The following is a 25,381-nucleotide window of genomic DNA, read 5'->3' as shown; positions in this document are numbered from 1 at the left end:
GGGTTGCCAAGGGGCGCTGCGCATTTGGATCAATAACTTGTCAGTTACGGTCATTGAGTGACAGCGGTGCGACTCTTAGTCTGTCGAACATGACTGACGGGGGACGCAGAGCTCCCGCAACTTTTCCGTGATCGCTCGTTGTGGAGTTACCGATGACCGCCGCTCATTACCCGCATCTGCTGGCCCCGCTGGACCTGGGATTCACCACGCTGCGCAACCGCACCCTGATGGGCTCGATGCACACTGGCCTTGAAGAAAAGCCGGGTGGCTTCGAACGCATGGCGGCGTACTTCGCCGAACGTGCCCGTGGCGGTGTCGGCCTGATGGTCACCGGCGGCATCGGCCCGAATGACGAGGGCGGCGTGTATTCCGGCGCGGCCAAGCTCACTACCGAGGAAGAGGCGCTCAAGCACCGCATCGTCACTCGCGCGGTGCACGAGGCGGGCGGCAAGATCTGCATGCAGATTCTTCACGCCGGGCGTTACGCCTACAGCCCGAAACAAGTAGCACCGAGCGCGATTCAGGCGCCGATCAACCCGTTCAAGCCCAAAGAGCTGGACGAAGAGGGCATCGAAAAACAGATCAGCGATTTCGTCACCTGCTCGGTATTGGCGCAAACCGCCGAATACGACGGCGTCGAGATCATGGGCTCGGAAGGTTACTTCATTAACCAGTTCCTCGCCGCGCACACCAACCACCGCACTGACCGCTGGGGTGGCAGCTACGAAAACCGCATGCGCCTGCCGGTAGAAATTGTCCGTCGTGTGCGCGAAGCGGTCGGGCCGAATTTCATCATCATCTTCCGCCTGTCGATGCTCGATCTGGTCGAAGGTGGCAGCACCTGGGATGAAATCGTCATGCTGGCCAAAGCCATCGAGCAGGCCGGTGCGACCATCATCAACACTGGTATCGGCTGGCACGAAGCGCGGATTCCGACCATCGCCACCAAGGTTCCGCGTGCAGCGTTCAGCAAGGTTACGGCCAAGTTGCGCGGCTCGGTGAGCATCCCGCTGATCACCACCAACCGCATCAATACCCCGGAAATTGCCGAGCAGATTCTTGCCGAGGGCGATGCCGACATGGTCTCCATGGCCCGACCATTCCTCGCCGATCCGGACTTCGTCAACAAAGCCGCCGAAGGCCGCGCCGACGAAATCAACACCTGCATCGGCTGCAACCAGGCGTGCCTCGACCACACCTTTGGCGGCAAGCTCACCAGTTGTCTGGTCAACCCGCGTGCCTGCCACGAGACCGAACTCAATTACCTGCCGGTGCAGCAGATCAAGAAAATCGCCGTGGTCGGTGCCGGCCCTGCCGGCTTGTCTGCCGCCACCGTGGCCGCCGAGCGCGGTCATCAGGTGACGTTGTTCGATTCGGCCAGTGAGATCGGTGGCCAGTTCAACATTGCCAAGCGCGTGCCGGGCAAGGAGGAATTTTTCGAAACCCTGCGCTACTTCAACCGCAAGCTGCAAACCACCAATGTCGAGGTGTGCCTGAACACCCGCGTCGACGTGGCCAAGTTGGTTGAGGGCGGCTACGACGAAATCATTCTCGCCACCGGTATCGCCCCGCGCGTGCCGGCGATTCCGGGCATCGAAAATGCCAAGGTGCTGAGTTATCTGGATGTGATCCTCGAGCGCAAACCGGTCGGCAAGCGTGTCGCGGTAATCGGTGCTGGCGGGATCGGTTTCGATGTCTCGGAATTTCTCGTTCATCAAGGCGTAGCCACCAGTCTGGATCGCGCGGCGTTCTGGAAAGAGTGGGGCATCGACACGCAACTGGAGGCCCGTGGTGGTGTGGCGGGAATCAAAGCGGCACCGCATGCGCCGGCCCGTGAGGTGTTCCTGTTGCAGCGCAAGAAAACCAAGGTCGGCGACGGTCTGGGCAAAACCACCGGCTGGATTCATCGCACCGGTCTGAAGAACAAACAGGTGCAGATGCTCAACAGCGTCGAATACCTGAGCATCGATGACCAAGGCTTGCACATTCGCATCGGCGAATCCGGCGAGCCGCAACTGCTGGCAGTGGACAACATCGTGATCTGCGCGGGGCAGGATCCGTTGCGTGAGTTGCACGATGGTCTGGTTGAAGCCGGGCAGAACGTACACTTGATCGGCGGCGCGGATGTGGCGGCGGAGCTGGACGCCAAGCGCGCGATCAATCAGGGTTCGCGGCTGGCGGCTGAGTTGTAAACACATTCTGTAGGAGCTGCCGAAGGCTGCGATCTGTTGATCCTGATTTCAAAAGCAAGATCAAAAGATCGCAGCCTGCGGCAGCTCCTACTAGTATGTGGTCTTTTCCAGATTGTGCAGTGCCCATGCTTTTGCCTCCCCCCAACTGGCTACCCCCGGCCCCTCTCGAACCGCTCCATCTGGACTGGCTTGCAGCTGCCGGCATCGAGGTTGCGATCCTGCGCCTGGACCGCATCGACCCGCTGATCAGCGGCAACAAGTGGTTCAAACTCGTCGAACACCTCAAAGCCGCCGAGCGTGCCGGTGCCGAGGGCATCATCAGCCTCGGCGGTGCGCATTCCAATCACCTGCATGCGCTGGCGGCGGCGGGCAAACGGCTGGGTTTCAAAACCGTGGGACTGCTGCGCGGGCACCCGCAGGACACGCCGACAGTGCGGGATCTGCAAGCGTTCGGCATGCAGTTGCATTGGCTGGGTTACGCCGGCTATCGCGCGCGGCACGAAGCGGGATTCTGGACGCCATGGCAAGCGCAATATCCGACGCTGCGTGCAGTGCCCGAGGGCGGTGGTGGACTGGCCGGCGCACTGGGTTGCGCAGCGATCAGGCAGCAAGCCGAAGAGCAATTGGCCAAGCTGGGCTGGGATGATTTCGACGCCTGGTGGCTGGCCTGTGGCACCGGCACGACACTGGCCGGGCTGGCGCTCGCCGAGCAAGGCAAGCGCGCGGTGTACGGTGCTCTGGCGGTACCGGATGATCACGGCGTAGCGCCGAACATCGAGTCGATCCTCGCGCCCGCCACCGAGCCTGCGGCGGACTATCAACTGATCGACGCCAGCCGTGGTGGTTTCGCCATAGTTGACGAGGCGTTGCTGACCTTCATCGATCAGACCGAGCAAACCAGCGGCATCCCTTTGGAACCGCTGTACACCGGCAAGGCCTTGCTGGCGCTCAAGCAGCATGTCGAAGCAGGCGAATTTGCCATCGGCACGCGTCTGATCTTTATCCACACGGGGGGCTTGCAGGGGCGACGCGGATTTGCATTGACATAGCCGATGGACGCGATCAGTACATGCGTTTCGGCTTAATGATATTTGCAACACACAAAAGTCTTGTTTGTACGGTTTATTATTTCTGCTTATTTAAAGTTGTTGGTGTGCGTTGATCTGTGGGCGTAACTCTATGTTGCTTATATCTTGTAGGTTCTTTTGATTTGAATAGTTTGTTGTGCGTGATTATTGTTGGTTCGGCTCTTTAGTTTGTTATTAAAGATCATAATTATATTTGTAAATTTGAGTGTGAATATGAAAAGTCCGATCTCCAAGCCTCGCCCCACTACCACTACCACTACACCAAAGCCAGTGGCGCCAACCAAACCCGTAGCACCGACCAAACCAGTGGCACCGACCAAACCAGTGGCACCAACCAAGCCAGTAGCACCAACCAAACCGGTAGCGCCGACCAAGCCGGTAGCGCCAACCAAGCCAGTAGCACCAACCAAACCGGTAGCGCCGACCAAGCCAGTGGCACCAACCAAACCGGTAGCGCCGACCAAGCCAGTGGCGCCAACCAAGCCAGTAGCACCGACCAAACCAGTGGCGCCAACCAAACCGGTAGCCCCAACCAAACCAGTTGCGCCGACCGCACCAGTAGCGCCGGTCGATACCAAGCGTCCGCCAATGCCATGGCCGACCCTTAACATCAACATCGATCCGGTGGCCTTGATTACGCTGATTCAAACACTCGGTGCGACCGTCAATGTCGATGGTTCGACCACACTGCCTGACGGTAGCGTGGTTGACGTTGATAAGACTTCGATCAAGCGTCCCGACGGCATCATTCAATATGACGACGGCCGGGTAGAGTATCCGGACGGGCGAATCGTATGGTCTGATAATACCGTTGAATATCCGGATGGCCGTATTGTCTGGGAAGATGGTACTGAACAATTGCCTGACGGAAGCGTTAAACATCCCGATGGTAGTGCGTACGACGCAGAGGGCAACCTTGTTTCAGAGTAAGTAATAACCGGGCAATATATTTATTTAAGACAGTGCAAAAAAACACCGCTGATTGTCATGGATCAGCGGTGTTCCGGTTATCGGCCTCAGGCGTTTTGCGGCATCTCACCGTTGGCCAGACGCTTGTTGATGTCGGCGATCACTTCCGGCAGATCGCTGATGGTGTCGATCATGTAATGCGGCCGCGAACTTGCGAACAGCGCGTGGATGCGCTGGCGCTCGCTGGCCAGTTCATCGCTGCCCAGCGCGCGGAAACCCTCATAATCCAGACCCAGCGCGTTGCCCGAGCAAATCAGCGCAACCGTCCACATGCCGGCCCGGCGACCTTCGAGAATGCCCGGCACGGTGTCGTCGATCTTCACGCACGCTGCAACATCGTCGATGCCCAGAGCGATCACGTTGGCCAACGCTTGCGCCGGCCATGGACGACCGTTTGGCACTTCGTCGGTGGCGACCACGTGGTCGGCGACGTAGCCGTTGCTGGCGGCGAGTTCGACGACTTTGTCCATGACCGCTTTCGGGTAACCGGAGCAGGAACCGATCTTGATGCCTTGTGCGCGCAGTTGGGCGATGGCGTCCAGCGCGCCGGGAATCAGTGCCGAGTGCTCGGCGATTTTCTCGATCTGCAACGGCATGAAGCGGTTGTAGATAGCGGTGACGTCATCGTCGGTCGGCGTGCGACCGAATACCTTGCGATAACGCTCCGCCACTTGCGGCTGATCACAGAGGGTGCGGATGTGATCCCACTTGCCCATGCCCATCGGCCCACGGGCCTCTTCAATCGACACCTGCACATCGAACTCGGCGAAGGCTTCGACGAAGATCTGCGTCGGCGCGAACGAGCCGAAATCGACCACGGTACCGGCCCAGTCGAGGATCGCGGCTTGCAGCTTGCTTGGATTGGTGTAGTTCATGGTAATCAATTCCTGATTTGAAAATGAGATCAAAATGTGGGAGCGAGCCTGCTCGCGAAAGCGGTCTGACATCAGCGTATGTGTCGCCTGGGACGACGCTTTCGCGAGCAGGCTCGCTCCCACAGGGGATTTTTGGTGAGGCTCAGATATCGAGCACTTCCATCTCGCGCAGCACTTCACCTACTGCTGCTACGGCCTGGCGCATTTCGTCCGGGGTGACGTGGCCGATGCAGCCGACGCGGAAAGTTTCGACCTGGGTCAGCTTGCCGGGGTAGAGGATGTAACCCTTGGCCTTGACCCGCTCATAGAAGTCCTTGAACTGGTAGCGCGGATCCTGCGGGGCATGGAAAGTGGCGATGATCGGCGCCTGAATCGCCGCCGGCAGGAAGCTGCGCAAGCCGAGCTTGTTCATCTCTTCCATCAGCGCCTGACAGTTGGCGGCATAACGCGCATGCCGCGCCGGCAGACCGCCTTCTTCGCGGTATTGCAGCAACGCTTCGTGCAGCGCCGCGACCACATGGGTGGGCGGGGTGAAGCGCCATTGCCCGGTTTTCATCATGTAGGCGTGCTGGTCGTACAGGTCCATCGCCAGCGAGTGCGAGTTGCCAGCCGCGGCGGCCAGCGATTCCTTGCGGGCGAAGACAAAACCCATACCCGGTACGCCTTCCAGGCATTTGCCGGAGGCGGCGATCAGCGCGTCGAACGGTACTTTTTGCGCATCCACCGGCAACGCGCCGAATGAGCTCATGGCGTCGATGATCAGACGTTTGCCGTGTTGCGCGACGACCTCGGCGATTTCTGCCAGCGGATTGAGAATGCCGGTGCTGGTTTCGCAGTGGATCAGCGCCACGTGGGTGATGTCAGCGTCGGCGCGCAGCAAGCGGTCGACGTCGGCGGCGGTGGTCGGTTCGTCTTCGGCGGTTTCGAAGGTGCTGAACGAGCGCCCAAGCACATCGCAGATCTTCGCCAGCCGTTTGCCGTAAGCGCCGTTGATCAGCACGAGGATTTTGCCATCACGCGGTACCAGCGTGCCGATCGCCGCTTCGACGGCGAAGGTGCCGCTGCCCTGTAACGGTACGCAATGGTGGCTGGCGGCGCCGTTGAGGATGGCCAGCAATTGCTCGCACAGGCTGGCGGTCAGCTGGTTGAAGCGGTCATCCCACGAACCCCAATCGACCATCATGGCCTGACGGGTGCGGGCCGAAGTGGTCAACGGGCCGGGAGTGAGCAGAATCGGTGCGGCGGTACTCATTCGGGTGTCCTCGCGAAAACGCTGTGGGATGAAGCTACGGCGCCTACGTTGCAATTCGCCGCTTCATCAATCAAATTGTTTGTTGTTATGCCAGCCATCAGTGAGGGTTATCCATGAATCTGTTTCAGCTGCGCGCCTTCGATGCCGTGGCCCGCGAAGGCAGCTTCACCCGCGCGGCTGCGCGGTTGTTCATCAGCCAGCCGGCGGTCACCGGACACATCAAGGCACTGGAAGAGCACTACCAGATCACCTTGCTGCGGCGCACCGCGCGACGGGTGGAACTGACCGAGGAGGGCACCAAACTGGCGGCGATCACCCGCGCCATGTTCGGTCTGGCGGAAGAAGCGCAGACGCTGCTCGAGGCCAATCGGCAATTGTTGACCGGGCGTCTGGAGGTGGCGGCGGATGGGCCGCACATGGTCATGCCGATGTTGGCAAGTTTGCGCGCGCGCTATCCGGGGATCACCGTCAACCTGCGTCTGGGCAATGCCCAGGAAACCCTGGCGGCGCTGTTGTCGGAACACGCCGATGTCGCGGTGCTGACCGAGGTCGAGCCGCGCAAGGGCCTGCATCTGCAAGCGCTGAGCGAATCGCGGATCTGCGCGTTGGTGCCGGCGGGGCATCGCTGGGCGAATCGCTCCGCTGACGTGAAACTCAAGGAGCTGGACCAAGTGATCATGGTCCTGCGCGAGCCGAGTTCGATTACCCGGCGCACTTTTGATCAAGCGTGTGCGCAGGCCTCGATTCAGCCGCGGGTGTTGCTGGAGCTGGACAGTCGCGAGGCGGTGACCGAAGCGGTCGCGGCCGAGTTGGGTGTCGGTGTGGTGTCATCGGTGGAGGTCAGTCATGACCCGCGCGTGGTGGCGATCCCGATTGCCGGGGAAGGGCTGATGAACCGGCACATGATTGGCTGCATGGAGCGCCGGCGCGAGTTGCGCTTGATTCAGGCGTTTTTTGATCTGGCGCTAGCCGCACCGTGATCGTTCCCACGCTCTGCGTGGGAACGCAGCCCGGGACGCTCTGCGTCCCATCCAAAGCCGAACGCGGAGCGTCCGTTGAGGCATTCCCACGCAGAGCGTGGGAACGATCAGGACAGGGAGTGAGTCAGGTCAGGCTCTCGCGAACCATATCGAGAAACGTCGCCACCACCCGCCGCGTACTCTGTTCGCGCAAGCACACCAGGGTTTCGGTCAGGCGCCTCGTGCAGTCGGTGATCGGCAACGCGCAGACCCGTGAGTCGGCGCCGAACTCCGCCGCTGAAACCACACCAACCCCGATCCCCACCACCACGGCTTCGCGCGCCGCTTCCCGACCTTCAACCTGAATCGCCGGGCGGATGCGCAAACCTGCGCGGGCCATTTCCTCTTCCAGGGTCTGCCGGGTCACCGAACCGGTCTCACGCAGCACCAGTGGCGTGTCATCCAGATCGGCCAGACAGATCGATTCGCGCTCGGCCCACGGATGATTGCGCGAAACGAACGCCACCATCGGATCGTTGCGCAACGGCACACACAGCAAGCGTTCATCGTTTACGTCGCGGCCGAGCAGCGCCAGATCGGCCTGATAGTTGAACAGGCGAAACAGCGATTCATCGGTATTGCCGGTTTCGATTTTCACGCTGATGCCCGGGTAGCGCTCGCAGAACCGTGCGATCTGCGGCAACACGTGGATCGGCGCGTCCACCGCGAGAATCAGGCTGCCGGTCTGCAGGGCCTGGGATTCCTGCAGCAATTCCTGCGCTTCGGCTTCGATCACGAACAGGCGCTGGGTGATCGCCAGCAGGCGCTCGCCGAGATCGGTCAGGCGTACGGAACGTTTATTGCGGTGAAACAGCAGCACGCCGAAGCGTTCTTCGAGTTTGCGCACCTGGTCGGAAATCGCCGGTTGCGTCAGATAAAGCCGCTCGGCGGCGCGGGTGAAGCTGCCATGGACGGCCACCGCGTGGAACGCTTTGAGTTGGGCGTGAGAGACAGACATGGTGGCTCCAGTAACAAGCTCGGCTTATTTGTGAAATACGATAAATCGATTTTATTTATTAAACAGTAATTGCTTTGATCGGCTCACGCCATCGCTGACTGCTCGGTCGAGCAGCGGCGCCGGCCCATGAGCCTGTGCGTGCAACAGCAGACTCATCTGACCGTTATCGCCGAAGGGAAGGGGCGGTATCGCAGTGCTCAACAATAAAAAACACAGGCGTTTTTCTTAACGATTCTGCCGGCACACTCACACCCTGAGGTCAGAACCACCATGAACAAGCACATCGGCACCCTGGCGCGTTGGCGCGTGCAGATCTTCGCTATTACCTGGCTCGCGTACGCCGCGTTCTACTTCACCCGCAAAGCGTTTTCGGTGGCCAAACTGGGCATCGCCGAAGACCCCGATTTCACCCTCGACAAAATGGCCATGGCCAACCTCGACGCGATCTATCTGGCGGCGTATGCCCTCGGACAGTTCACCTGGGGCATGCTCGCCGATCGCTTTGGCCCGCGAGTCGTAGTGCTTGGCGGTTTGCTGATATCCGCCGCTGCGGCGCTGGTGATGGGCAGTTTCGCTACATTGCCGATCTTCGCCACGTGCATGTTGATTCAAGGTCTGGCGCAGTCCACTGGCTGGTCGGGGCTGTGTAAAAACCTTGGCAGCTTCTTCCCGTCAGAGCAGCGCGGGCGCGTGCTCGGCTTGTGGAGTTCCTGTTACGCGTTTGGTGGTCTGGTCGCCTCGCCGTTCGCCGGCTGGTGGGCCTACACGCTGGTCGGCACCTGGCACGCGGCATTCATTTCCAGCGCGGCGGTGGTCGCGGTGGTGGCCGTGCTGTTCTTTATCTTCCAGCGCAACAAACCGGAAGACGTCGGCTTGCCGGCGGTGGAGCCCGAGCCGGAACTGACCGCCGAGGAAACCGCAGCCAACAGCAAACTCAGCGTGTGGGAGCCGTTAAAGGAAATCCTGCGCAACCGCACGGTGCTGGTGCTGGGCCTGGCGTATTTCCTGCTGAAACCGGCGCGCTACGCGATTCTGTTGTGGGGGCCAGTGATTGTTTTCGAGCAGATGCCCAGTGTCGGCAAGGTTGGCGCGGCGATCATTCCCACCGCGTTTGAACTGGCCGGATTGCTCGGGCCGATCATGATCGGCCTGGCCTCGGACAAACTCTTCGGCGCCCGACGCATGCCGGCCTGCGTGCTGAGTCTGTTGGCGCTGACCGTAACGCTGGCGCTGTTCATGGCTGCGCTGAACACCGGCAGCGTGTTGTTGGTCGTCGCGTTGCTGTTCGTCATGGGCCTGACGTTGTACGGCCCGGACTCGATGATCAGCGGTGCGGCCGCCATCGATTTCGGCAAGGCCAAGGCCGGTGCCACCGCCGCCGGTTTCGTCAACGGCTGCGGCTCCGTTGGCGCAGTGCTCGGCGGTTTGCTGCCGGGCTACTTCGACTCGGTGACGGTGTTCATCGTCTTCGCCGGATGCGCGCTGTTCTCGGCGCTGGTGCTGATTCCGCACTGGAACAGTCGGCCGGTCGGCGTGATGGAGCCGCGCGCGGCGATCCCCAACTGCCCGCTGAGCGTCAAACCGCTGCGTTCCTGAAACCCTTCGCCCCGTGGCCTGCTGCGCGGTGCGCGGCAGGCTGCGTCGTGGCTTTCTGACTGGAGATTTCCCATGCGACCGTTCTGGCTCGAGCAAGCCTTGCAGGCCGACCCATCCGAGCAGTGTCCACCGCTGCAAGGCGAGGTGCGCACCGATGTATGCATTGTGGGCGGCGGCTACACCGGATTGTGGACGGCGATCATGCTCAAGCAGCAAAACCCCGAGCTGGAGGTGCTGCTGATCGAAGCAGACATCTGCGGTGCCGGCGCCAGTGGCCGTAATGGTGGTTGCGCACTGTCATGGTCGGCCAAGTATTTCACCCTGGAGCGCTTGTTCGGCGTTGAAGAAGCGGTGCGTCTGGTCAGGGAATCGGAGCGCAGCATCCATGCGATCGGCGAGTTCTGCGAGCAGTACGGCCTCGATGCCGACTACCGCCTCGACGGCACGCTGTACACCGCGACCAATCGCGCCCAGGTCGGCGCAACTGATGCGGTGATCGCGGCGCTGGAGCGTAATGGCATCAACTCGTTCAGCCAGCGGCCGCTCGCCGATGTGCAGCGCATGGCTGGCTCAGCAAAACACCTGGAGGGCTGGTTTTCCCCGGCGGCTGCCAGCGTGCAACCGGGCAAACTGGTACGCGGTCTGCGCCGGGTGGCGCTGCAATTGGGCGTGAAGATACATGAAGGCACGGCGATGACCGGTCTGGAAGAGGGCCGCCCGGCACGCATCCACACACCCGGCGGCAAGGTCATCGCCGACCGCGTGGTGCTGGCGATGAATGCGTGGATGGCCCGCGCGTTTCCTCAGTTCGAGCGCAGTGTGGCGATCGTTTCCAGTGACATGCTGATCACCGAACCGCGCCCGGACCTGCTGCAGCAAATCGGTTTGACCAGCGGCGTCAGCGTCCTCGATTCGCGGATTTTCGTGCATTACTACCACAACACCCCGGACGGCCGGATCATGCTCGGCAAGGGCGGCAACACCTTCGCCTATGGCGGGCGGATGCTGCCGGTGTTCGATCAGCCGACGCCTTATGCCGGATTGCTCAAGCGCAGTCTCGCGGATTTTTTCCCGGCCTTCGCCGAGGTCAAAATCGACGCGACGTGGAACGGCCCATCGGATCGTTCGGTGACCGGTTTGCCGTTCTTCGGCCAGATGAGCTCGGCGGGCAACGTGTTTTACGGCTTCGGTTATTCCGGCAGCGGCGTCGGCCCGTGTCACATGGGCGGGCAGATTCTCGCCGCGCTGGTGCAGGGCCTGGATAACCCGTGGACCCGTTCGCCGCTGGTCAACGGGCCGCTGGGTTATTTCCCGCCGGAACCGATTCGCTACCTCGGCTCGCTGATGGTGCGCAACGCCATCCGCCGCAAGGAGCGCGCCGAAGATCACGGACGCCGGCCTCGGCATCTGGACGTGCGCCTGGCCAAGTTCGCGGCGGCGGCGGGCAAGGCGGACAAAGGCTGAGGCGCCAATCAATGCTCGGCGCGGTGGCTCAGCCAGTCGAGCAACAGGCTGTCGCGCGCGGGTTCTGATTCGCGCTCCGGTGGCTGGCGTGCGTGGCTGAGGCACAGGATCGGTCGGTCTGGATCGCTGTCGAGGAAACTCACCCACACTTCACTGCCGGCACGCGGTAATTGATCGATGGCGACGGGGCCGCTGAGCCGGCTCATGGCGATCGGCAGCCACAGGGCGTCGCTGGCGCATTTATCCGCAGACGGCCACAGGCTTACAGCGAGGCAGCCGTTTTCGTCCACTTGCGCAGGTTGCCCAGGCGCACCCGCGACTTTCGCCAAGTGATAACCGGCAATATTCGGGCGAGCTTGTTTGAGTGGCGGACGGAAGTCGGTCGACCAGGGCTGTGCAGTGAAGTCGTTGTGATAACGCTCAACGCTTGGCGCCGGATCAAGGATCGAAGGGTGCTGCCCTTGGTGGCGCACGGCGCATATCAGCCATTGTTCGTTGAAATGATGAATCGGATGGTCGGCCACAAGCAGCAGTCGGCCACTGAGCAAATCGCTGCAATCACTGCGCCCGTGAATGGAACGCAACTGGCAGCGCTGGCGTTGCAGATGACGTCGGCTGCGCTGTTCGGCGTACAGACGTTCCGGCGATCGCGCGGGCATCGGCAACTCGGTGGAGACTTCGTTGGCGGCTTCAGCGTTGCCGGTTGGCTGGCCACGATTGCGCACCGCATGCAGCATCGGCACGGGCGCCGCGCGATGCTGTTGATAGAGTGCGCTGACGCAGGGCGATGGTGGTTGCTCATCAGCATTGAAAGGGATTTCAACCGGTTCCTGCGGCAGACTCAGGCTGTCGTCGGCGAACACCACGACGTGTCCGTGCGGCCCGTGTTCGAAGTGATAGTGGATGCCTTCTTCTTCGCATAGCCGCTGCAGCAATGCCAGATCGCTTTCTTCGTACTGAATGCAAAACGCCCTTGCCGGGTAGTGACCGACGCTCATTTCAATGCGGTAGCTGTGCGCTGGCAGGGCATGTTCTTCGAGCAGTTGCTGGATGATCTGCGGCACACTCAGGTGAGTAAACACGCGGCGCTTGTGCGTTTGCGCCAGTTGCTGCAGATGCGGCACCAGAATCAGTCGATAGCCGACCCGATGGGTGCCGCGATGTTCGCAGCTGGCGCTGGAAATGACGCCGTGGAACCCGTGCTGCTCACTGAGCCGCAAAAAGGCTGGCCTGTGCAGGAAGGATCCCGGGACGATGGCCGGGGCCAGGCCGAGCAGTTCGATATCGAAACGGTAAGGCTGGTTCAGCGCTTCCTCGCCGCGAAAACGCACCACCGGCAGGCGCAATCCGCTGTCGGTCAGCGTAAGGGTGAAGGGACTTTCCTTGTCATTGAGCATTCGAGCAGGCCCTGTCAGGCGATACGGGGTTTCAAGGGTACGAAACCGTCGGGCTGAATGGTCATGTCAAAGGCGCTTTTCAGAATCCCCCTACATGCTTTGGTGAAGATGTCGATTCCGTCGGCTGTTTTTTTGGTCGATTGCCGACTTTAGGCCGTATAAACTTGCCGCCACGCGTCGGCCAATAGATGTCTCGGCGCCACAGATCAAGAGAGTGAGTAATGGGCGCACAGTGGAAGGTTAAACACAAAGAAGCGGCAGCCAACGCCAAAGGGAAGATCTTCGGCAAACTGGTGAAGGAAATCACCATTGCTGCACGCAACGGTGCCGATACCGCCACCAACGCACACCTGCGTCTGGTGGTCGAACAGGCGAAGAAAGCCTCGATGCCAAAAGAAACCCTCGATCGCGCGATCAAGAAAGGCGCCGGTCTGCTGGGTGAAACCGTGCAATACCATCGCGTGACCTACGAAGGCTTCGCCCCGCATCAGGTGCCGCTGATCGTTGAATGCGTCACCGACAACATCAACCGCACCGTTGCGGAAATCCGCGTGGCATTCCGCAAGGGCCAGTTGGGCGCTTCCGGTTCGGTGGCGTGGATGTTCAACCACGTCGGCATGATCGAAGCCGCGCCGGACAGCCCGGATGCCGATCCGGAAATGGCTGCGATCGAAGCTGGTGCCCAGGATTTCGAGCCGGGTGAAGAGGGCGCGACGTTGTTCCTCACCGACCCGACCGACCTCGACGCTGTGCAGAAAGCCCTGCCCGAACAAGGTTTCACCGTGCTCTCGGCCAAGCTCGGCTACCAGCCGAAGAACCCGGTCAGCGGCTTGAGCGACGAGCAGATGGCTGAAGTCGAAGCGTTCCTCGAAGGCCTCGACAACCATGATGACGTGCAGGACATGTTCGTCGGTCTGGCTGGCTGATCTGTCGCGCCAGTAATGACCTCTTCGCGAGCAGGCTCGCTCCCACATTTGAAATACATTCCATTGTGGGAGCGAGCCTGCTCGCGAATGACTGCGCAGCGGTCAAAGATTTTCCAGCACCTCGATGACTTCACTGAAACCCGGCCGCCCCAGCACATCGGCCTGACAGCAACGTCGTTCCAGCGCCTGCAGTTGCGCGCGCCGCTCCGTACTCAATCCTGAGTCGACACGCCCCAGCAATTCCCCCAACAACACACCGAACGCACGGACTTCCAGGCGCTGCAATGCGCGCGTCTGCACATCATCGCCGGTGGCATGAAACGACGCCGCGCCGAAATCCCCCAGCAGACAATCGCCGCGATCGTTCAACAGAATGTTGTGGCCATACAGATCGCCGTGGGTGATGCCTTGGCGGTGCAGGTGCTCGGCCGCTGAGGCGATGCCTTTGGCGACGTGCAGGGCGACCTCGGCGGGGAACCGGCAACCTTCGGCATAAACATCCCGCGAGCACGAGTCCAGGCTGGGCAAACCGGCGAGATTGCCGAAGCTCGGATCAATCAGTTGCATCACCAGCCCCTGCTGTTGATCGGGATGGCCGCTGATGCGCCCTTCGACGCGGATCAGGTTCGGGTGCAGGCCTGCGGTGATGCAGGCGTTCATCTCATGCAATGGCGAGCCGTCGCTGGTCATCTCGCCTTTGTACAGCTTCACCGCAACCGCTTGCGCCGTGCCATCGTCACGCTGCCAGACCGCCCGGGAAATCACCCCGGAAGCGCCTTCGCCCAGTTGCTGCTCCAGGCGCAGCGCCGACCAGTCGATCAGCGGCGTGGCCTCAAGGGCAGCGGCATCGGCTTCGGTCTCCAGCGGATTGCCGGCGTAGGCCAGCCAGGTCAGGCTCGGCAAGGTCAGCAACCACTGCGGCAGTTCGCTGAGTTGGTTGGCAGCGATGCGCAGCAATTCCAGCCGATGGCAGTGGCGCAGGGAGTCTGGCAGCGATTGCAGGCGATTGCCGGCGAGCATGAGCTTCTGCAAAGCGGGGCGTTCACCGAGTTCGCTGGGCAGACTTTCGATGCGGTTATCGGTGAGGATCAGCCAGCGCAGCTGCGGCGGCAGGGCGGCACCGGGCACATTGACGATACGGTTGGCCTTGAAGCCGACCATGGTCAGCGCGGTGCATTGGCCGAGGCACGCCGGCAGTTCGCTGAACTGGTTGTCGGAGCAGAACAGCACGCGCAGGCGGGCCAGGCGGTGCAGGTCAGCGGGCAGGCTGGATAACGCGTTGCCGCTGAGGTTAAGCACTTCCAGCGTCTCGGCCAGTTGGAAAATTTCGTTGGGGAATTCGGTCAGCCCGCAGGACAGGTCGAGGCGGGTGATGCCTGACAGTTCGCCGGCGCGCAGTTGAGCAAGGGTGTGCATGTCTGGTTTCGCTATTGATCGGTGGAGCGACGTGGGGGCGCTGGAATGGGCGACATGATAGCGGTAAAGCGGATGCTGAACGGATTTTGAGTTGTCCCGGGACCTGGTGGGAGTCAGTTGGGAGCGTGGATTGCCTGCAATTGCCCCAACCGGCTGCGCGTGCGCGCCAGGTCAATGGCGTGACCTTCCAGGCTCTGGCCCAGCGGCAACCGGCCGAGCAGGGTCAGGTGTTTGTCCTGATCGTAGAGCACGTCGATCAGATTGATGAAGCGCTGCTGCACGGCGATCGGGCACTCGCCGAGCTGCGGCAGGTCATCGATGATCCACTGGTCGAAGCGCTGGCACAGTTGCAGATAATCCATCACTGCCGTTGGCTGTTCGCACAGATCGTTGAAGGTGAACGCGACTCGCCGGCCTTGGCAAAAACGGGCCTGAAGCTGGCGCTTGCCAACCTCGAGGGCAAGGGCAGGCGCGTCGGCTGGTGGCAGGTCCAGAGCCTGGCGCTGCGCTGTTGAAGCCGGCCAGACGTAATGCCCTTGGGTAAACACTTGATGCGAATGCTGGCGGTTCAGCGTGCGGTAGTCGTGGTCGCCGCCGACTTCCATCACCTGCATGCGCGTGTTGATCAGCTCGATCACCGGTTTGAAGCGTGCGTGATACAGCGGGTTGGGCAGCAGGCCCTCGGGTGCATAGTTGGAGGTTACCAGCAACATGATCCGCCGTTTGAACAGGGCCTTGAACAAACGCGTGATCAGCATCGCGTCGCCGATGTCGTGCACATGAAATTCGTCGAAACACAGCACCTGGCAATCTTCCAGCAACTCATCCAGGGTGATTTCCAGCGCATCTTCCTCCTGGCGGTGACGGAACATGCCGTCGTGCAGCCGGGCAAAAAACTGATGGAAGTGCAGGCGACGTTTGCGCGGGATCGGCAGTGCCTGGAAAAAACCGTCGAGCAACCAGCTCTTGCCTCGCCCGACGGCTCCGTACAGGTACAGACTCGGCGGCGTGTGGCCGCTGTCGCCCAGCAGTACGCTGGCCTGCTGCGCCATGCAGTCGATGACGTGCTGCTGACTGCGGCTGAGGGTGTAGCCCTGGCTTTTGGCCTTGTCGCGGAAATAATCGCGGATGGTCGCGGCATGAGCATCGTGCCCGGCGCTGACGGGCAGGCTTTTGCCGAACAGGCGGCGCAACAACGGCCAGCGTTGGCTCAGTCGTGATCGTTTCGGCGTTCGGGCGGGCACGCGGGACAGGCTCCTGGTTGATTGGGCCGGCTCCACCGGAGCTCGGCGCTAAAGTTTAACCAGACCTCGGACATAGGCTCCATGAAATATGCATGATTCCCCTGTAGGAGCTGACGAGTGCAACGAGGCTGCGATCTTTTGATCCTGGGTTGCCGCGAACAGATCGCAGCCTCGTTGCACTCGTCAGCTCCTACAAGGGGCGGATTTCAGAACGGTGGCGATTGCTTGAGCAACTGCGCTGCCGGCGAGTCGGTCGGGCTGACCACCGCATAGTTGTAGCCCGGCCCTGACCAGTAATCGGCCTGCAGATCGCCATCGCTGCGCGAGCCACGCGGCAGCAGGGTGTTTTTCGGCCCCGGTGGACGCAGGTAAAAGCTCACTTTGTGACCGCTGCCATCCTCATACATCACCATCGCCGCCGCGCCTTCATCGGTGCTGAGCAAGCGCCCGCTGACCGGCTCGAATCCGGCAGCTTTCAAGTCCGGCAATCGCCCGGCACCGCTGAAGTAGCGGTCGAGCCAACGCTGCATGTCGCCATCGCTGTCGACCTTGTAATCGGCGGGCAGTACGCCTTGCTGGGCGATCAGACGATAGGCTTGCAACGCGTCAGTCATCGGCAATTGCGCAGGGCGCGCCAGGGTCATTTCCCGGGCCTGCCAGCCACTGAAACCGCCGACGCTGACGGCGATCAGCAAAACCGCCGCGCTGGCCAGATGCCGACGAGACTGCTGGCGGCGGCGCTGGCGAATCATCATCGGGTCGAGCGCCGGATTGGCCGGTTGCTGCAAGGCGCCACTCAGCGCTGCGCGCAACTGTTGAGCATCGCGTTGCCAGGCGCGCACCTGAGCCGCTTCTTCAGGGTGGCTGGCCAGCCAGGTCTCGAGTACGCGCCGATCGGCGTCGCTGAGCTGGTGGTCGACGTAGGCGTGCAAATCACGTTCGCTGGGAGGCAGGCTGATCATTTGAGTATCCGCAAGGAAGGGCTGCTGATTTCGCCGTCGCTGAGTTGGCGCAAGGCCTGGCGGGCGCGGGACAGGCGCGACATCACGGTGCCGATCGGGGCGCCGAGGATCTCGGCGACCTCTTTATAGGACAGGCCTTCCACCGAGACCATCAGCAGCAAGGCGCGCTGTTCGGTGGGCAGGCGTTCGAAGGCTTGCAGGGTCGACTGGGCAATCACCGCGCGTTCCACCGAGGGCTCGGCATCGTCGCGACCGGTGAAAAACTCGAGCATTCGCGCATAGCGCCGCGAACGACGGTGCGCATCGAGAAATTGCCGATAGAGGATTGCAAACAGCCAGGCGCGCAAGTCGCCATCGGCGCGTTTTTCGCCCCACGCCGACAGCGCCCGCTCGAGGCTGGCCTGGACCAGATCGTCAGCGCTGCTGCTGTTGCGCGTCAACGACACGGCGAAGCGGCGCAATCTGGGAATGATTTCTCTCAACTGTTCGTCGAATTCGCTCATGAATGTCTGCTGGTCGCTACGCTGTGGACTAGGAAGACGCCCGTCAGCGCAGGTTATTCCCCGTGCGCAAAAATAAATACCGCGCCGTGGAATAAACCCGGACGGGGTGCGTCTTGCTGACTCTTTCCACTTGTGGCCGATGGCCTGGAGATATTCATGGTTGATCGCTCGTCCCCCAACGCTGCACCGCCCGGCAGGCCGCCGCGCGAGCCACTGAGCGCCGCGAGCCTGGTTCTACGTCTGGGCGGCATTGCCGTGATAGTCGCCGCCGTGGCCGGGGCGTTTGCCTACGTGCATGGCAACTTTGACCCACAACGATTGACGCCAAAAGCGTTGGTCGATGTGCTGGAAAAGAACAACGGCGTGCATCCCGGCTTTCGTCGCAATCACGCCAAGGGCGTGTGCGTGATCGGCCATTTCGAAAGCAGTGGCGAGGCGCGGGCATTCTCTACAGCACAAGTGTTCAACCTGCCGCAGACACCGGTGGTGGGTCGTTTTGCCTTGCCGGCGGGCAATCCCTATGCGCCGGACAGCGCCGTACCGATCCGCAGCCTGGCGCTGCGCTTCACCCAGGCGAACGGTCAGCAATGGCGCACCGGGATGAACAGCATGCCGGTGTTTCCGGTGGGCACGCCCGAAGCGTTCTACCAATTGCAGCAGGCGCAGTCGCCGGATCCAGCCACCGGCAAGCCAGACCCGACGAAGGTGCCGGCGTTTTTTGCCGCACATCCGGAAGCCGTGCCGTTTCTGACGTGGGTGAAGACCGCCAAGCCTTCGGCCAGCTACGCCACCGAAACCTATAACAGCATCAATGCGTTCTATCTGGTCGATGGCAACGGTAAAAAACAGGCCGTACGCTGGAGCATGACGCCGCTGGCGCAGGACGCGGCGGGTGCCACGGCTCCTGAAGGCGCGGACTTTCTCGAGAAGGATCTGGTGCAACGCCTGGCCGCCGCACCCTTGCGCTTTCAGTTGAACATCACCCTGGCCAACGCCGGTGACCCGGTGAACGATGCCAGCAAGACCTGGCCCGCAGATCGCAAAGTGTTGAACGCCGGAACCCTGGTGCTGGAGAAGACCCAGCCGCAACTCAGTGGCGAGTGCCGTGACATCAACTACGACCCGCTGGTGCTGCCGGCCGGGATTCAAGGCTCGGAAGATCCACTGCTGGCCGCGCGTTCTGCCGGCTATGCCGATTCCTACCTGCGTCGCACCAGCGAAGTCAGCCAGTTGCCCGCCGCCAAACAGGAGGCTCGTCCATGAACAAGCAACCGACGCATTTCGTTTTGCTGGCGCGCCTGCTGCACTGGCTGATGGCGCTGATGATCATCGCCATGCTGTTTATCGGCGCGGGCATGGTCACTTCGGTGTCGTCTCGCCATGAATGGCTGATTCATCTGCACAAGCCCCTGGGCATCGCGATTCTGGCGCTGGTGATCGTGCGCCTGCTGGTGCGCTTCACCACGCGCCAACCGCCGCTGCCGGATGATCTGCCGGGCTGGCAGGTGCTCGCAGCCAAGGCTTCCCACGTCTTGTTGTATGCGTTGATGCTGGTGTTGCCGTTGCTCGGCTGGGCGATGATCAGTGCCTCGGGCGAGCCGGTGATGCTCTCGGCGTCGCTGCATCTGCCGCCAATTGTGCCGGCCGACGCGCAACTGTTTGCGTTGCTGCGCAAGTCCCATGGCTATTTGGCGTATCTGCTGTTTCTGACAGTGCTGCTGCACCTGGCGGCGGCGCTGTTCCATGGCTGGGTGCGTCGTGACGAAGTGCTCGACAGCATGTTGCGCGGGCGCGATCGCGGCTGACCCTATAACGCAAAAGATCGCAGGCCGGCTGCGATCTTTTGTTGTTGCAGGGAAGGGGATCAGCGCAGGGTGTCGACCATGTCGGCGAGGGTGGTCAACACGTCTTTACCCAGTTGCTTGGAACGTTTGCCCGACCAGCCGGTGATCTTGTCCGGGTGGTCGTCGTGGTCCTTGAACGGCATCTCCAGGGTCAGCGACAGGCAGTCGTATTTCTGTCCGACGCTGTTGCAGGCCAGGGTCATGTTGGCCTGTCCCGGTTCGTCGCGGGTGTAGCCATAGGTGGTCTGGAAGTCTTTGGTGGTGTGCTTCAAGTGGCTGCGGAAATGCTCTTCAAGCTTTTCGATGCGCGGCGTAAAACCAGGATTGCCTTCACAGCCGGCGGTGAAAACGTGAGGTATGGTTTCGTCGCCGTGTACGTCGATAAACGCATCGACGCCATACTTTTGCATCTGCTGCTGAACGAATAGCACTTCCGGGCTGATGTCCTGGCTGGCGTTCTGCCAGGCCCGGTTCAAGTCCTGCCCCATGGCATTGGTGCGCAGGTGGCCGTGGAACGCGCCGTCCGGGTTCATGTTCGGCACCAGATACAGATCGGCGCTGGCCAACAGTTTGTTCAATACCGGATCATCCTGGCGCTCCAGACGCTCGATCACACCTTCCATGAACCATTCAGCCATGTGCTCGCCCGGATGCTGCTGGGCGATGATCCAGATTTTGCGCTGGCCTTCGGCACCGGTGCCTTTGCGCAGCAGCTGAATGTCGCGGCCCTCGACACTTTTGCCGGTCGCCAGCAATTCGGTGCCAGCCTTGCTTAGCGCTTGCTCGATCAACCAGTCGTGGCGGCCGCGGCTGTAGGGTTCGAAGTAGGCGAACCAGGCGTGGGTCTGTTCCGCTTCGAGGCAGAAGCGCAGGCTGTCGCCTTCGAAGCTGGTGGGGATGCGGAACCAGTTGACGTGATCATACGACGCCACCGCTTGATAGCCCGGCCAGCCTTTGCTGTAGGTCGATTGGCTGGCGTTGACCAGGCGAAACCAGTGTTCCTGGTGCACATGCAGGCCGCTGGCCTTGAAGTGGAACCACTGAAAATGAGCGCTGCGGGTGTCCGGGCGGATGGCCAGGACGGGACTGAGCGGGTTGCTGATATCGATGACTTGGATATTGCCGCTGTCGAAATTGGCGCTGATGTCGAACGAAGATTTGGCCACGGTCATGGTCGGTTCCTGATCAGGATTTTTATGACCGGTACTTTACACGCAGGCAGGGCTGAAACCGAGGGGAATCGCGGGTGTAGCGGGGGGCGTCTTCCGTGACGCGCCAGCAGCTTAGAGGCTATGCGATTGATTCTCAAGTGCTGATTGCCATTAGTTTCGCCCAATGTGGCTGGGCTCGGCTTGCCAATCAATATTCTTTTGATATTATCCGCGCCATCGTATTTGCAGCACCCAAAGACTTCATTAGCCTGAAGACACAAGCCCGAAAAACGGGCAAAAAAAGACCCGGCAAAAAGCCGGGTCAAAAACCGTGATTAGCCTGATGAGGAGATAGTCCAGAAGACCGACCTAAGGTCTCTGGTCCATCGACTGATCTCGCGACCAGCTGCTTGCAATAATAATCATTATCATTTGCAAGTCAAATGTTTTTATCTGCGCGATGGGAAAATTCTTTCCTGTCCGCCCGTACCTTGTCCGCCGTGACTTCGTCGTTGTCGATCGAATGATCGACCATCGCCCGCGCCATATCCACCATGTGCACCACCGAAAAGGCCAGATCGCGACTGGTGCCTTGCAGGTTTTCTGCGGCCTTGAACGCGGTGGCGGCTGCACATCGCAACAAGTCCGAGGCATGCACCAGCGCTTCTTCGCCGCTGAGATGGCCTTTGACATTGAAAAAACGTTCGTCCGTCTCGGGTTCTGAAACAGCCGGTTTCAAGTAGTAGTCGAGCGCGCGCTGTGCGGCGGCATTGCCTTGAGGGGAGGTGAAGCTGGTGTCGATTTGCAGATCGGGCAAGTCTTTGCTGCTGATATTCATCATGAAACGTCACTCCATGTTCGATTGAAAGTCCGTTCCTCTAGGATAGTACCGCCTGTATTTGTGACTAGGATTTAAATACTACAATATGTGTTTTGCCGGTCGAAGACGTCCGCGTAAGGTGCGGCACATGGATAAATGGATTGAGTTGGTCAAGGCCAAGATGAGTGAACTCAAAGTCACTCAAACAGAGCTCGGAGAGCGCGTCGGCATGTCCCAGGGCGGGATCGGTCATTGGCTGAACAAGCGTCGCGAACCCGGTGTTACCGAAATGAACCGCGTGCTCAAGGCGCTGGGAATGGACTTCCTCGAAGTCGTTCTGGTGATTCGCGAACCGCAGCCGACGCCGGAAGACGAGATGCCGCTGGCGCAGAAGTACAACCCGTACTTCCGTTATCCGGTCTGCGATTGGCGTGCACCGTGCGAAGTGCGTGACACTGCGGCGAGCTATCCCGGAGCATCAGCGAAGCAGCGCTTCGAACTGACGGATTACCACGCTCGCGGCGGTGCGGCGTTCTGGCTGACGGTGACGGGGGATTCGATGACCGCGCCGAGCGGGCAGAGCGTTGCCGAGGGCATGCTGATTCTGGTCGATCCGGAGTTGGAGGCGGTGCCTGGCAAACTGGTGATCGCCCAGTGGCCGGACAGCGAAGAAGCGATTTTCCGCAAGCTCGACGAACAGGCCGGCCAGCGTTACCTGGTGCCGCTCAATCCGACCTGGCCGAAAACCCTGCTCACCGATGAATGCCGGATCATCGGCGTGGTGGTTCAGGCAACGGCGCGTTACTGAACGGATCGATCCTCGCGCAAGGCCAGGATCGACCCTTTTATTTCATCCCTCTTCCAGTTCAACCAAAGCGCTGCCTTCACTGACCATATCGCCTTCCTGGCAGTACAGCGCTTTGATCACACCGGCCTGCGGCGCGCGGATGCTGTGTTCCATCTTCATGGCTTCAAGCACCACCAGTTGCGCCCCGGCCTCAACCGACTGTCCCGTTTCGACCAGCACGCGTACGATGCTTCCGTTCATTGGCGCGGTCAGCCCGCCCTGATGGCTGTGGCTGGCCTCGACGGCGCTGATCGGATCGAACGCCTCGATGCGCCGCAACTCGCCGTCCCATTCCAGATACAACACGCCACCCTGACGAATCGCCCGTAACGTGCGGCGCACGCCGTCATGCTCGACGACCAGCGCTTCGCCCAGCAGTGTCGCAGAGGCCGCAGAGCCCAAAGTCAGCGCGCGATCCTGTCCCTCGCAACTCAAATGCAAGGTGATTTGCGCCGGCAAACCTGGGCGCAAACCACTACCGCAAGACCAGGGCGAGGCGGGATCATCCGCCCGCGCACGCTGCGGCAGACTCTGCGCAAACGCCTGCGCCGCCGACTGCCAGAACTCATCGCTCAACGTTCCTGGTGCGGGCAGCAATTGCTCCTGATAGCGCGGAATGAACCCGGTATCCAGCTCTGCCGCCGCAAACGCCGGATGCGCGATGATCCTGCGCAGGAAATTGATGTTGGTCTTCAGCCCGCCAATCGCAAACTCGTCGAGCATGCTCAACAGACGCAAGCGTGCCTGTTCGCGATCTTCACCCCAGGCAATCAGCTTGCCGAGCATCGGGTCGTAGAAGGGCGATATCTCGTCACCTTCCTCAACGCCGCTGTCCACCCGCCGCCCCGGTCCCTGCGCCGATTCGCGATACAAGTCCAGACGCCCGGTGGCCGGCAGGAAGTCATTCGCCGGATCTTCGGCATACAAGCGCACTTCAATCGCATGACCATTGAGCGGCACCTGCGCCTGAGTGATCGGCAGCGCTTCCCCACGGGCGACGCGAATCTGCCAGGCGACCAGATCGAGCCCGGTGATTGCTTCGGTCACCGGGTGCTCGACCTGCAGCCGCGTGTTCATCTCCATAAAGAAAAACTCGCCGCGCGCATCCAGCAAAAACTCCACGGTGCCGGCGCCGACATAACCGATCGCCTGCGCCGAACGCACGGCCGCTTCGCCCATTGCTCGGCGCAACTCGGGCGACAGGCCCGGCGCCGGGGCTTCTTCGACGACTTTCTGGTGACGGCGCTGGATCGAGCAGTCGCGCTCGTTGAGATACAGGCAGTTGCCGTGCTGATCGGCGAACACCTGAATCTCCACGTGACGTGGCTTGAGCAAATACTTTTCCACCAGCATCCGCGAGTCGCCAAACGACGATTGCGCTTCGCGCTGCGCCGAGGCGAGGGCTTCAGCCAGTTGGCTGACATCCTCAACCACCTTCATACCCTTGCCGCCACCACCGGCGGTGGCCTTGAGCAGCACCGGATAACCAATGCGTTCGCAAGCTTCGCGGAAGGTGTCGAGGTCCTGCGCTTCGCCGTGATAGCCCGGCACCAAAGGCACACCGGCCTTTTCCATCAGCGCCTTGGCGGCGGATTTGCTGCCCATCGCGTCGATGGCCGAGGCGGGCGGGCCGAGGAAGATCAGCCCGGCGGCTTCGATGGCGCGGGCGAATCCAGCGTTTTCCGAGAGAAAGCCATAGCCGGGATGAATCGCCTGGGCACCGCTGGCCTTGGCGGCGGCGATCAATTTATCGATTTGCAGATAACTCTCGGCAGCCTTGCTGCCGCCCAGATCCACGCGGATATCGGCTTCACGGCTGTGCCGCGCATCGCGGTCGGTGGTGCTGTGCACAGCGACGGTAGTCAGGCCCAGGGCCTTGGCGGTGCGCATCACTCGGCAGGCGATTTCGCCGCGGTTGGCCACCAATAGGGTGGTAATCACAGGTGCGCTCATCAACGCGACTCCTTGGTGGATGCGGCTTGCCAGCTCGGCGGGCGCTTTTGCAGGAAGGCGCGCAAGCCTTCCTGGCCTTCAGGGCTGACGCGAATCCGCGCGATGGCATTTTCGGTGTAGCGGCGCAGGGCCGGGGTCAGCGCGCCGTTGCCGACTTCGCGCAGCAAGTCCTTGCTGGCGCGCATGGCCGCGGGGCTGTTGAGCAGCAGGTTGTCGATCCACTGTTCGACCTGTTGCTCCAGTTCAGCCGCAGGATAGCTTTCGGCGAGCAAGCCGATCTCCCGCGCCCGCTGCCCGCTGAAGCGCTCGGCAGTCAGCGCATAGCGCCGCGCCGCACGCTCACCGATCGCCTGCACCACGAACGGGCTGATCACGGCCGGTGCCAGGCCGATGCGTACTTCCGACAGGCAGAACTGCGCGTCATCGGCGCCGATCGCCATGTCACAGCAACTGATCAAGCCCAGCGCGCCACCAAACGCCGCGCCCTGAACCACAGCCAGAGTGGGGATTTTCAGCTTGGCGAGGTTGTACATCAGCTCGGCCAGTTCGCGGGCATCGTCAAGATTGGTGTGGTAATCGAGTTCCGCCGATTGCTGCATCCAGGCCAGGTCGGCACCGGCACTGAAATGCTTGCCACGCCCGCGCAGCAGCAGGAAACGCAGGTTCGAATCGCTGGCGACCTTGTCGAGGGCGAGGATCAGTTCGCGGATCATCTCGGCGTTGAACGCGTTGTTTTTCTCCGCGCGATTTAGCCACAGCGTCGCGAAACCGCGTGGGTCGTTTTGCAGTTCGAGGGTATTGAAGTCGCTCATATTCATCCGTCTCCACGGTTCTTGTGGGAGCGAGCCTACTCGCGAAAGCGGGGTATCAGTCGATCTATCCGCTGCCTGACAGAGCGCATTCGC

24 protein-coding genes are annotated in these 25,381 nt (G+C 61.3%); 11 read left to right on the top strand and 13 right to left on the bottom strand.

Annotated elements, in window-relative coordinates:
- The first annotated feature begins 152 nt into the window (after positions 1 to 152).
- Both AB4N85_RS12030 and AB4N85_RS12025 read left to right on the top strand, forming a co-directional pair.
- Positions 153 to 2,192: an NADPH-dependent 2,4-dienoyl-CoA reductase gene (locus AB4N85_RS12030; RefSeq protein ID WP_056788766.1), complete on the top strand. Its 2,040-nt coding sequence runs from the start codon at positions 153 to 155 to the stop codon at positions 2,190 to 2,192.
- 125 nt (positions 2,193 to 2,317) lie between these two features.
- Complete coding sequence (locus tag AB4N85_RS12025) at positions 2,318 to 3,241, top strand: 1-aminocyclopropane-1-carboxylate deaminase/D-cysteine desulfhydrase (protein ID WP_252867892.1); 924 nt, start codon at positions 2,318 to 2,320, stop codon at positions 3,239 to 3,241.
- A 137-nt stretch (positions 3,242 to 3,378) separates the two neighbouring features.
- On the opposite strand, the gene AB4N85_RS12020 is transcribed toward AB4N85_RS12025, so the two are convergent.
- Positions 3,379 to 3,891: a hypothetical protein gene (locus AB4N85_RS12020; RefSeq protein ID WP_460068170.1), complete on the bottom strand. Its 513-nt coding sequence runs from the start codon at positions 3,889 to 3,891 to the stop codon at positions 3,379 to 3,381.
- Here AB4N85_RS12020 and AB4N85_RS12015 point away from each other — a divergent pair.
- A complete protein-coding gene (locus AB4N85_RS12015; protein ID WP_143498023.1) occupies positions 3,869 to 4,210 on the top strand; it encodes a hypothetical protein in 342 nt (113 codons plus the stop codon). The two genes, AB4N85_RS12020 and AB4N85_RS12015, sit on opposite strands and share 23 nt — an antisense overlap.
- 86 nt (positions 4,211 to 4,296) lie before the next feature.
- Here the strand turns inward: AB4N85_RS12015 and phnX are convergent, their stop codons facing one another.
- A complete protein-coding gene (gene phnX, locus AB4N85_RS12010) occupies positions 4,297 to 5,124 on the bottom strand; it encodes a phosphonoacetaldehyde hydrolase (protein WP_095182103.1) in 828 nt (275 codons plus the stop codon).
- A gap of 142 nt (positions 5,125 to 5,266) precedes the next feature.
- Complete coding sequence (locus tag AB4N85_RS12005) at positions 5,267 to 6,376, bottom strand: 2-aminoethylphosphonate--pyruvate transaminase (RefSeq protein WP_095182102.1); 1,110 nt, start codon at positions 6,374 to 6,376, stop codon at positions 5,267 to 5,269.
- Positions 6,377 to 6,489: 113 nt separating this feature from the next.
- Between AB4N85_RS12005 and AB4N85_RS12000 the strand changes: the two genes are divergently transcribed.
- Positions 6,490 to 7,356 (top strand): LysR substrate-binding domain-containing protein, encoded by an 867-nt coding sequence (locus AB4N85_RS12000; RefSeq protein WP_252867890.1) that lies wholly within the window; start codon positions 6,490 to 6,492, stop codon positions 7,354 to 7,356.
- Between the two features lie 124 nt (positions 7,357 to 7,480).
- Here the strand turns inward: AB4N85_RS12000 and AB4N85_RS11995 are convergent, their stop codons facing one another.
- On the bottom strand, positions 7,481 to 8,353 hold the full coding sequence (locus AB4N85_RS11995; protein WP_252867889.1) for a LysR family transcriptional regulator: 873 nt from the start codon (positions 8,351 to 8,353) through the stop codon (positions 7,481 to 7,483).
- Between the two features lie 270 nt (positions 8,354 to 8,623).
- Here AB4N85_RS11995 and AB4N85_RS11990 point away from each other — a divergent pair, with 270 nt between their 5' ends.
- Complete coding sequence (locus AB4N85_RS11990) at positions 8,624 to 9,949, top strand: MFS transporter (protein WP_016775327.1); 1,326 nt, start codon at positions 8,624 to 8,626, stop codon at positions 9,947 to 9,949.
- Between the two features lie 72 nt (positions 9,950 to 10,021).
- Complete coding sequence (locus AB4N85_RS11985; RefSeq protein ID WP_460068166.1) at positions 10,022 to 11,413, top strand: FAD-dependent oxidoreductase; 1,392 nt, start codon at positions 10,022 to 10,024, stop codon at positions 11,411 to 11,413.
- Positions 11,414 to 11,421: 8 nt separating this feature from the next.
- Here the strand turns inward: AB4N85_RS11985 and AB4N85_RS11980 are convergent, their stop codons facing one another.
- Entirely contained in the window at positions 11,422 to 12,810 is a 1,389-nt protein-coding gene (locus AB4N85_RS11980; RefSeq protein WP_460068164.1) for a type VI secretion system Vgr family protein, read from the bottom strand.
- A 221-nt stretch (positions 12,811 to 13,031) separates the two neighbouring features.
- Between AB4N85_RS11980 and AB4N85_RS11975 the strand changes: the two genes are divergently transcribed.
- Positions 13,032 to 13,736, top strand: coding sequence for a YebC/PmpR family DNA-binding transcriptional regulator (locus tag AB4N85_RS11975; RefSeq protein ID WP_016775324.1), 705 nt, complete (start codon positions 13,032 to 13,034; stop codon positions 13,734 to 13,736).
- A 102-nt stretch (positions 13,737 to 13,838) separates the two neighbouring features.
- Here AB4N85_RS11975 and AB4N85_RS11970 read toward each other — a convergent pair whose 3' ends face one another.
- From AB4N85_RS11970 to AB4N85_RS11955, 4 genes are all read right to left on the bottom strand, one after another.
- Positions 13,839 to 15,152 (bottom strand): protein kinase, encoded by a 1,314-nt coding sequence (locus tag AB4N85_RS11970; RefSeq protein ID WP_252867886.1) that lies wholly within the window; start codon positions 15,150 to 15,152, stop codon positions 13,839 to 13,841.
- A gap of 113 nt (positions 15,153 to 15,265) precedes the next feature.
- Positions 15,266 to 16,396 (bottom strand): cell division protein ZapE, encoded by a 1,131-nt coding sequence (zapE, locus tag AB4N85_RS11965; protein WP_252867885.1) that lies wholly within the window; start codon positions 16,394 to 16,396, stop codon positions 15,266 to 15,268.
- A gap of 206 nt (positions 16,397 to 16,602) precedes the next feature.
- A complete protein-coding gene (locus AB4N85_RS11960; protein ID WP_122508109.1) occupies positions 16,603 to 17,358 on the bottom strand; it encodes an anti-sigma factor family protein in 756 nt (251 codons plus the stop codon).
- Entirely contained in the window at positions 17,355 to 17,861 is a 507-nt protein-coding gene (locus AB4N85_RS11955) for a sigma-70 family RNA polymerase sigma factor (RefSeq protein WP_150741166.1), read from the bottom strand. The genes AB4N85_RS11960 and AB4N85_RS11955 overlap by 4 nt, the downstream gene beginning before the upstream one ends.
- Positions 17,862 to 18,017: 156 nt before the next feature.
- Between AB4N85_RS11955 and AB4N85_RS11950 the strand changes: the two genes are divergently transcribed.
- A complete protein-coding gene (locus AB4N85_RS11950; protein ID WP_252867884.1) occupies positions 18,018 to 19,124 on the top strand; it encodes a catalase family peroxidase in 1,107 nt (368 codons plus the stop codon).
- Positions 19,121 to 19,666, top strand: a complete 546-nt coding sequence (locus tag AB4N85_RS11945) for a cytochrome b (RefSeq protein WP_129999585.1) — start codon at positions 19,121 to 19,123, stop codon at positions 19,664 to 19,666. The genes AB4N85_RS11950 and AB4N85_RS11945 overlap by 4 nt, the downstream gene beginning before the upstream one ends.
- A gap of 59 nt (positions 19,667 to 19,725) precedes the next feature.
- Here the strand turns inward: AB4N85_RS11945 and AB4N85_RS11940 are convergent, their stop codons facing one another.
- Complete coding sequence (locus AB4N85_RS11940) at positions 19,726 to 20,877, bottom strand: M14 family metallopeptidase (protein ID WP_056788813.1); 1,152 nt, start codon at positions 20,875 to 20,877, stop codon at positions 19,726 to 19,728.
- Positions 20,878 to 20,972: 95 nt separating this feature from the next.
- Here AB4N85_RS11940 and AB4N85_RS11935 point away from each other — a divergent pair, with 95 nt between their 5' ends.
- A complete protein-coding gene (locus tag AB4N85_RS11935) occupies positions 20,973 to 21,191 on the top strand; it encodes a hypothetical protein (protein ID WP_460068159.1) in 219 nt (72 codons plus the stop codon).
- A 104-nt stretch (positions 21,192 to 21,295) separates the two neighbouring features.
- Here AB4N85_RS11935 and AB4N85_RS11930 read toward each other — a convergent pair whose 3' ends face one another.
- Positions 21,296 to 21,694, bottom strand: coding sequence for a DUF6124 family protein (locus tag AB4N85_RS11930; protein WP_038862224.1), 399 nt, complete (start codon positions 21,692 to 21,694; stop codon positions 21,296 to 21,298).
- A gap of 130 nt (positions 21,695 to 21,824) precedes the next feature.
- Between AB4N85_RS11930 and AB4N85_RS11925 the strand changes: the two genes are divergently transcribed.
- The gene (locus AB4N85_RS11925) at positions 21,825 to 22,484 is read left to right on the top strand and encodes a LexA family protein (RefSeq protein WP_071172928.1); all 660 of its coding nucleotides are present in this window, start codon (positions 21,825 to 21,827) and stop codon (positions 22,482 to 22,484) included.
- A gap of 42 nt (positions 22,485 to 22,526) precedes the next feature.
- On the opposite strand, the gene AB4N85_RS11920 is transcribed toward AB4N85_RS11925, so the two are convergent.
- Together AB4N85_RS11920 and AB4N85_RS11915 are read right to left on the bottom strand one after the other, a co-directional pair.
- On the bottom strand, positions 22,527 to 24,476 hold the full coding sequence (locus tag AB4N85_RS11920) for an acetyl/propionyl/methylcrotonyl-CoA carboxylase subunit alpha (RefSeq protein WP_460068157.1): 1,950 nt from the start codon (positions 24,474 to 24,476) through the stop codon (positions 22,527 to 22,529).
- Complete coding sequence (locus AB4N85_RS11915) at positions 24,476 to 25,288, bottom strand: gamma-carboxygeranoyl-CoA hydratase (protein ID WP_310216966.1); 813 nt, start codon at positions 25,286 to 25,288, stop codon at positions 24,476 to 24,478. The genes AB4N85_RS11920 and AB4N85_RS11915 overlap by 1 nt, the downstream gene beginning before the upstream one ends.
- Positions 25,289 to 25,381: the final 93 nt, after the last annotated feature.

It is taken from the genome of Pseudomonas sp. H1_G08 (genome assembly GCF_054681355.1).
The sequence above is the reverse complement of the archived record's forward strand: the minus strand, read 5'-3'. Positions and strand labels throughout refer to the sequence as shown.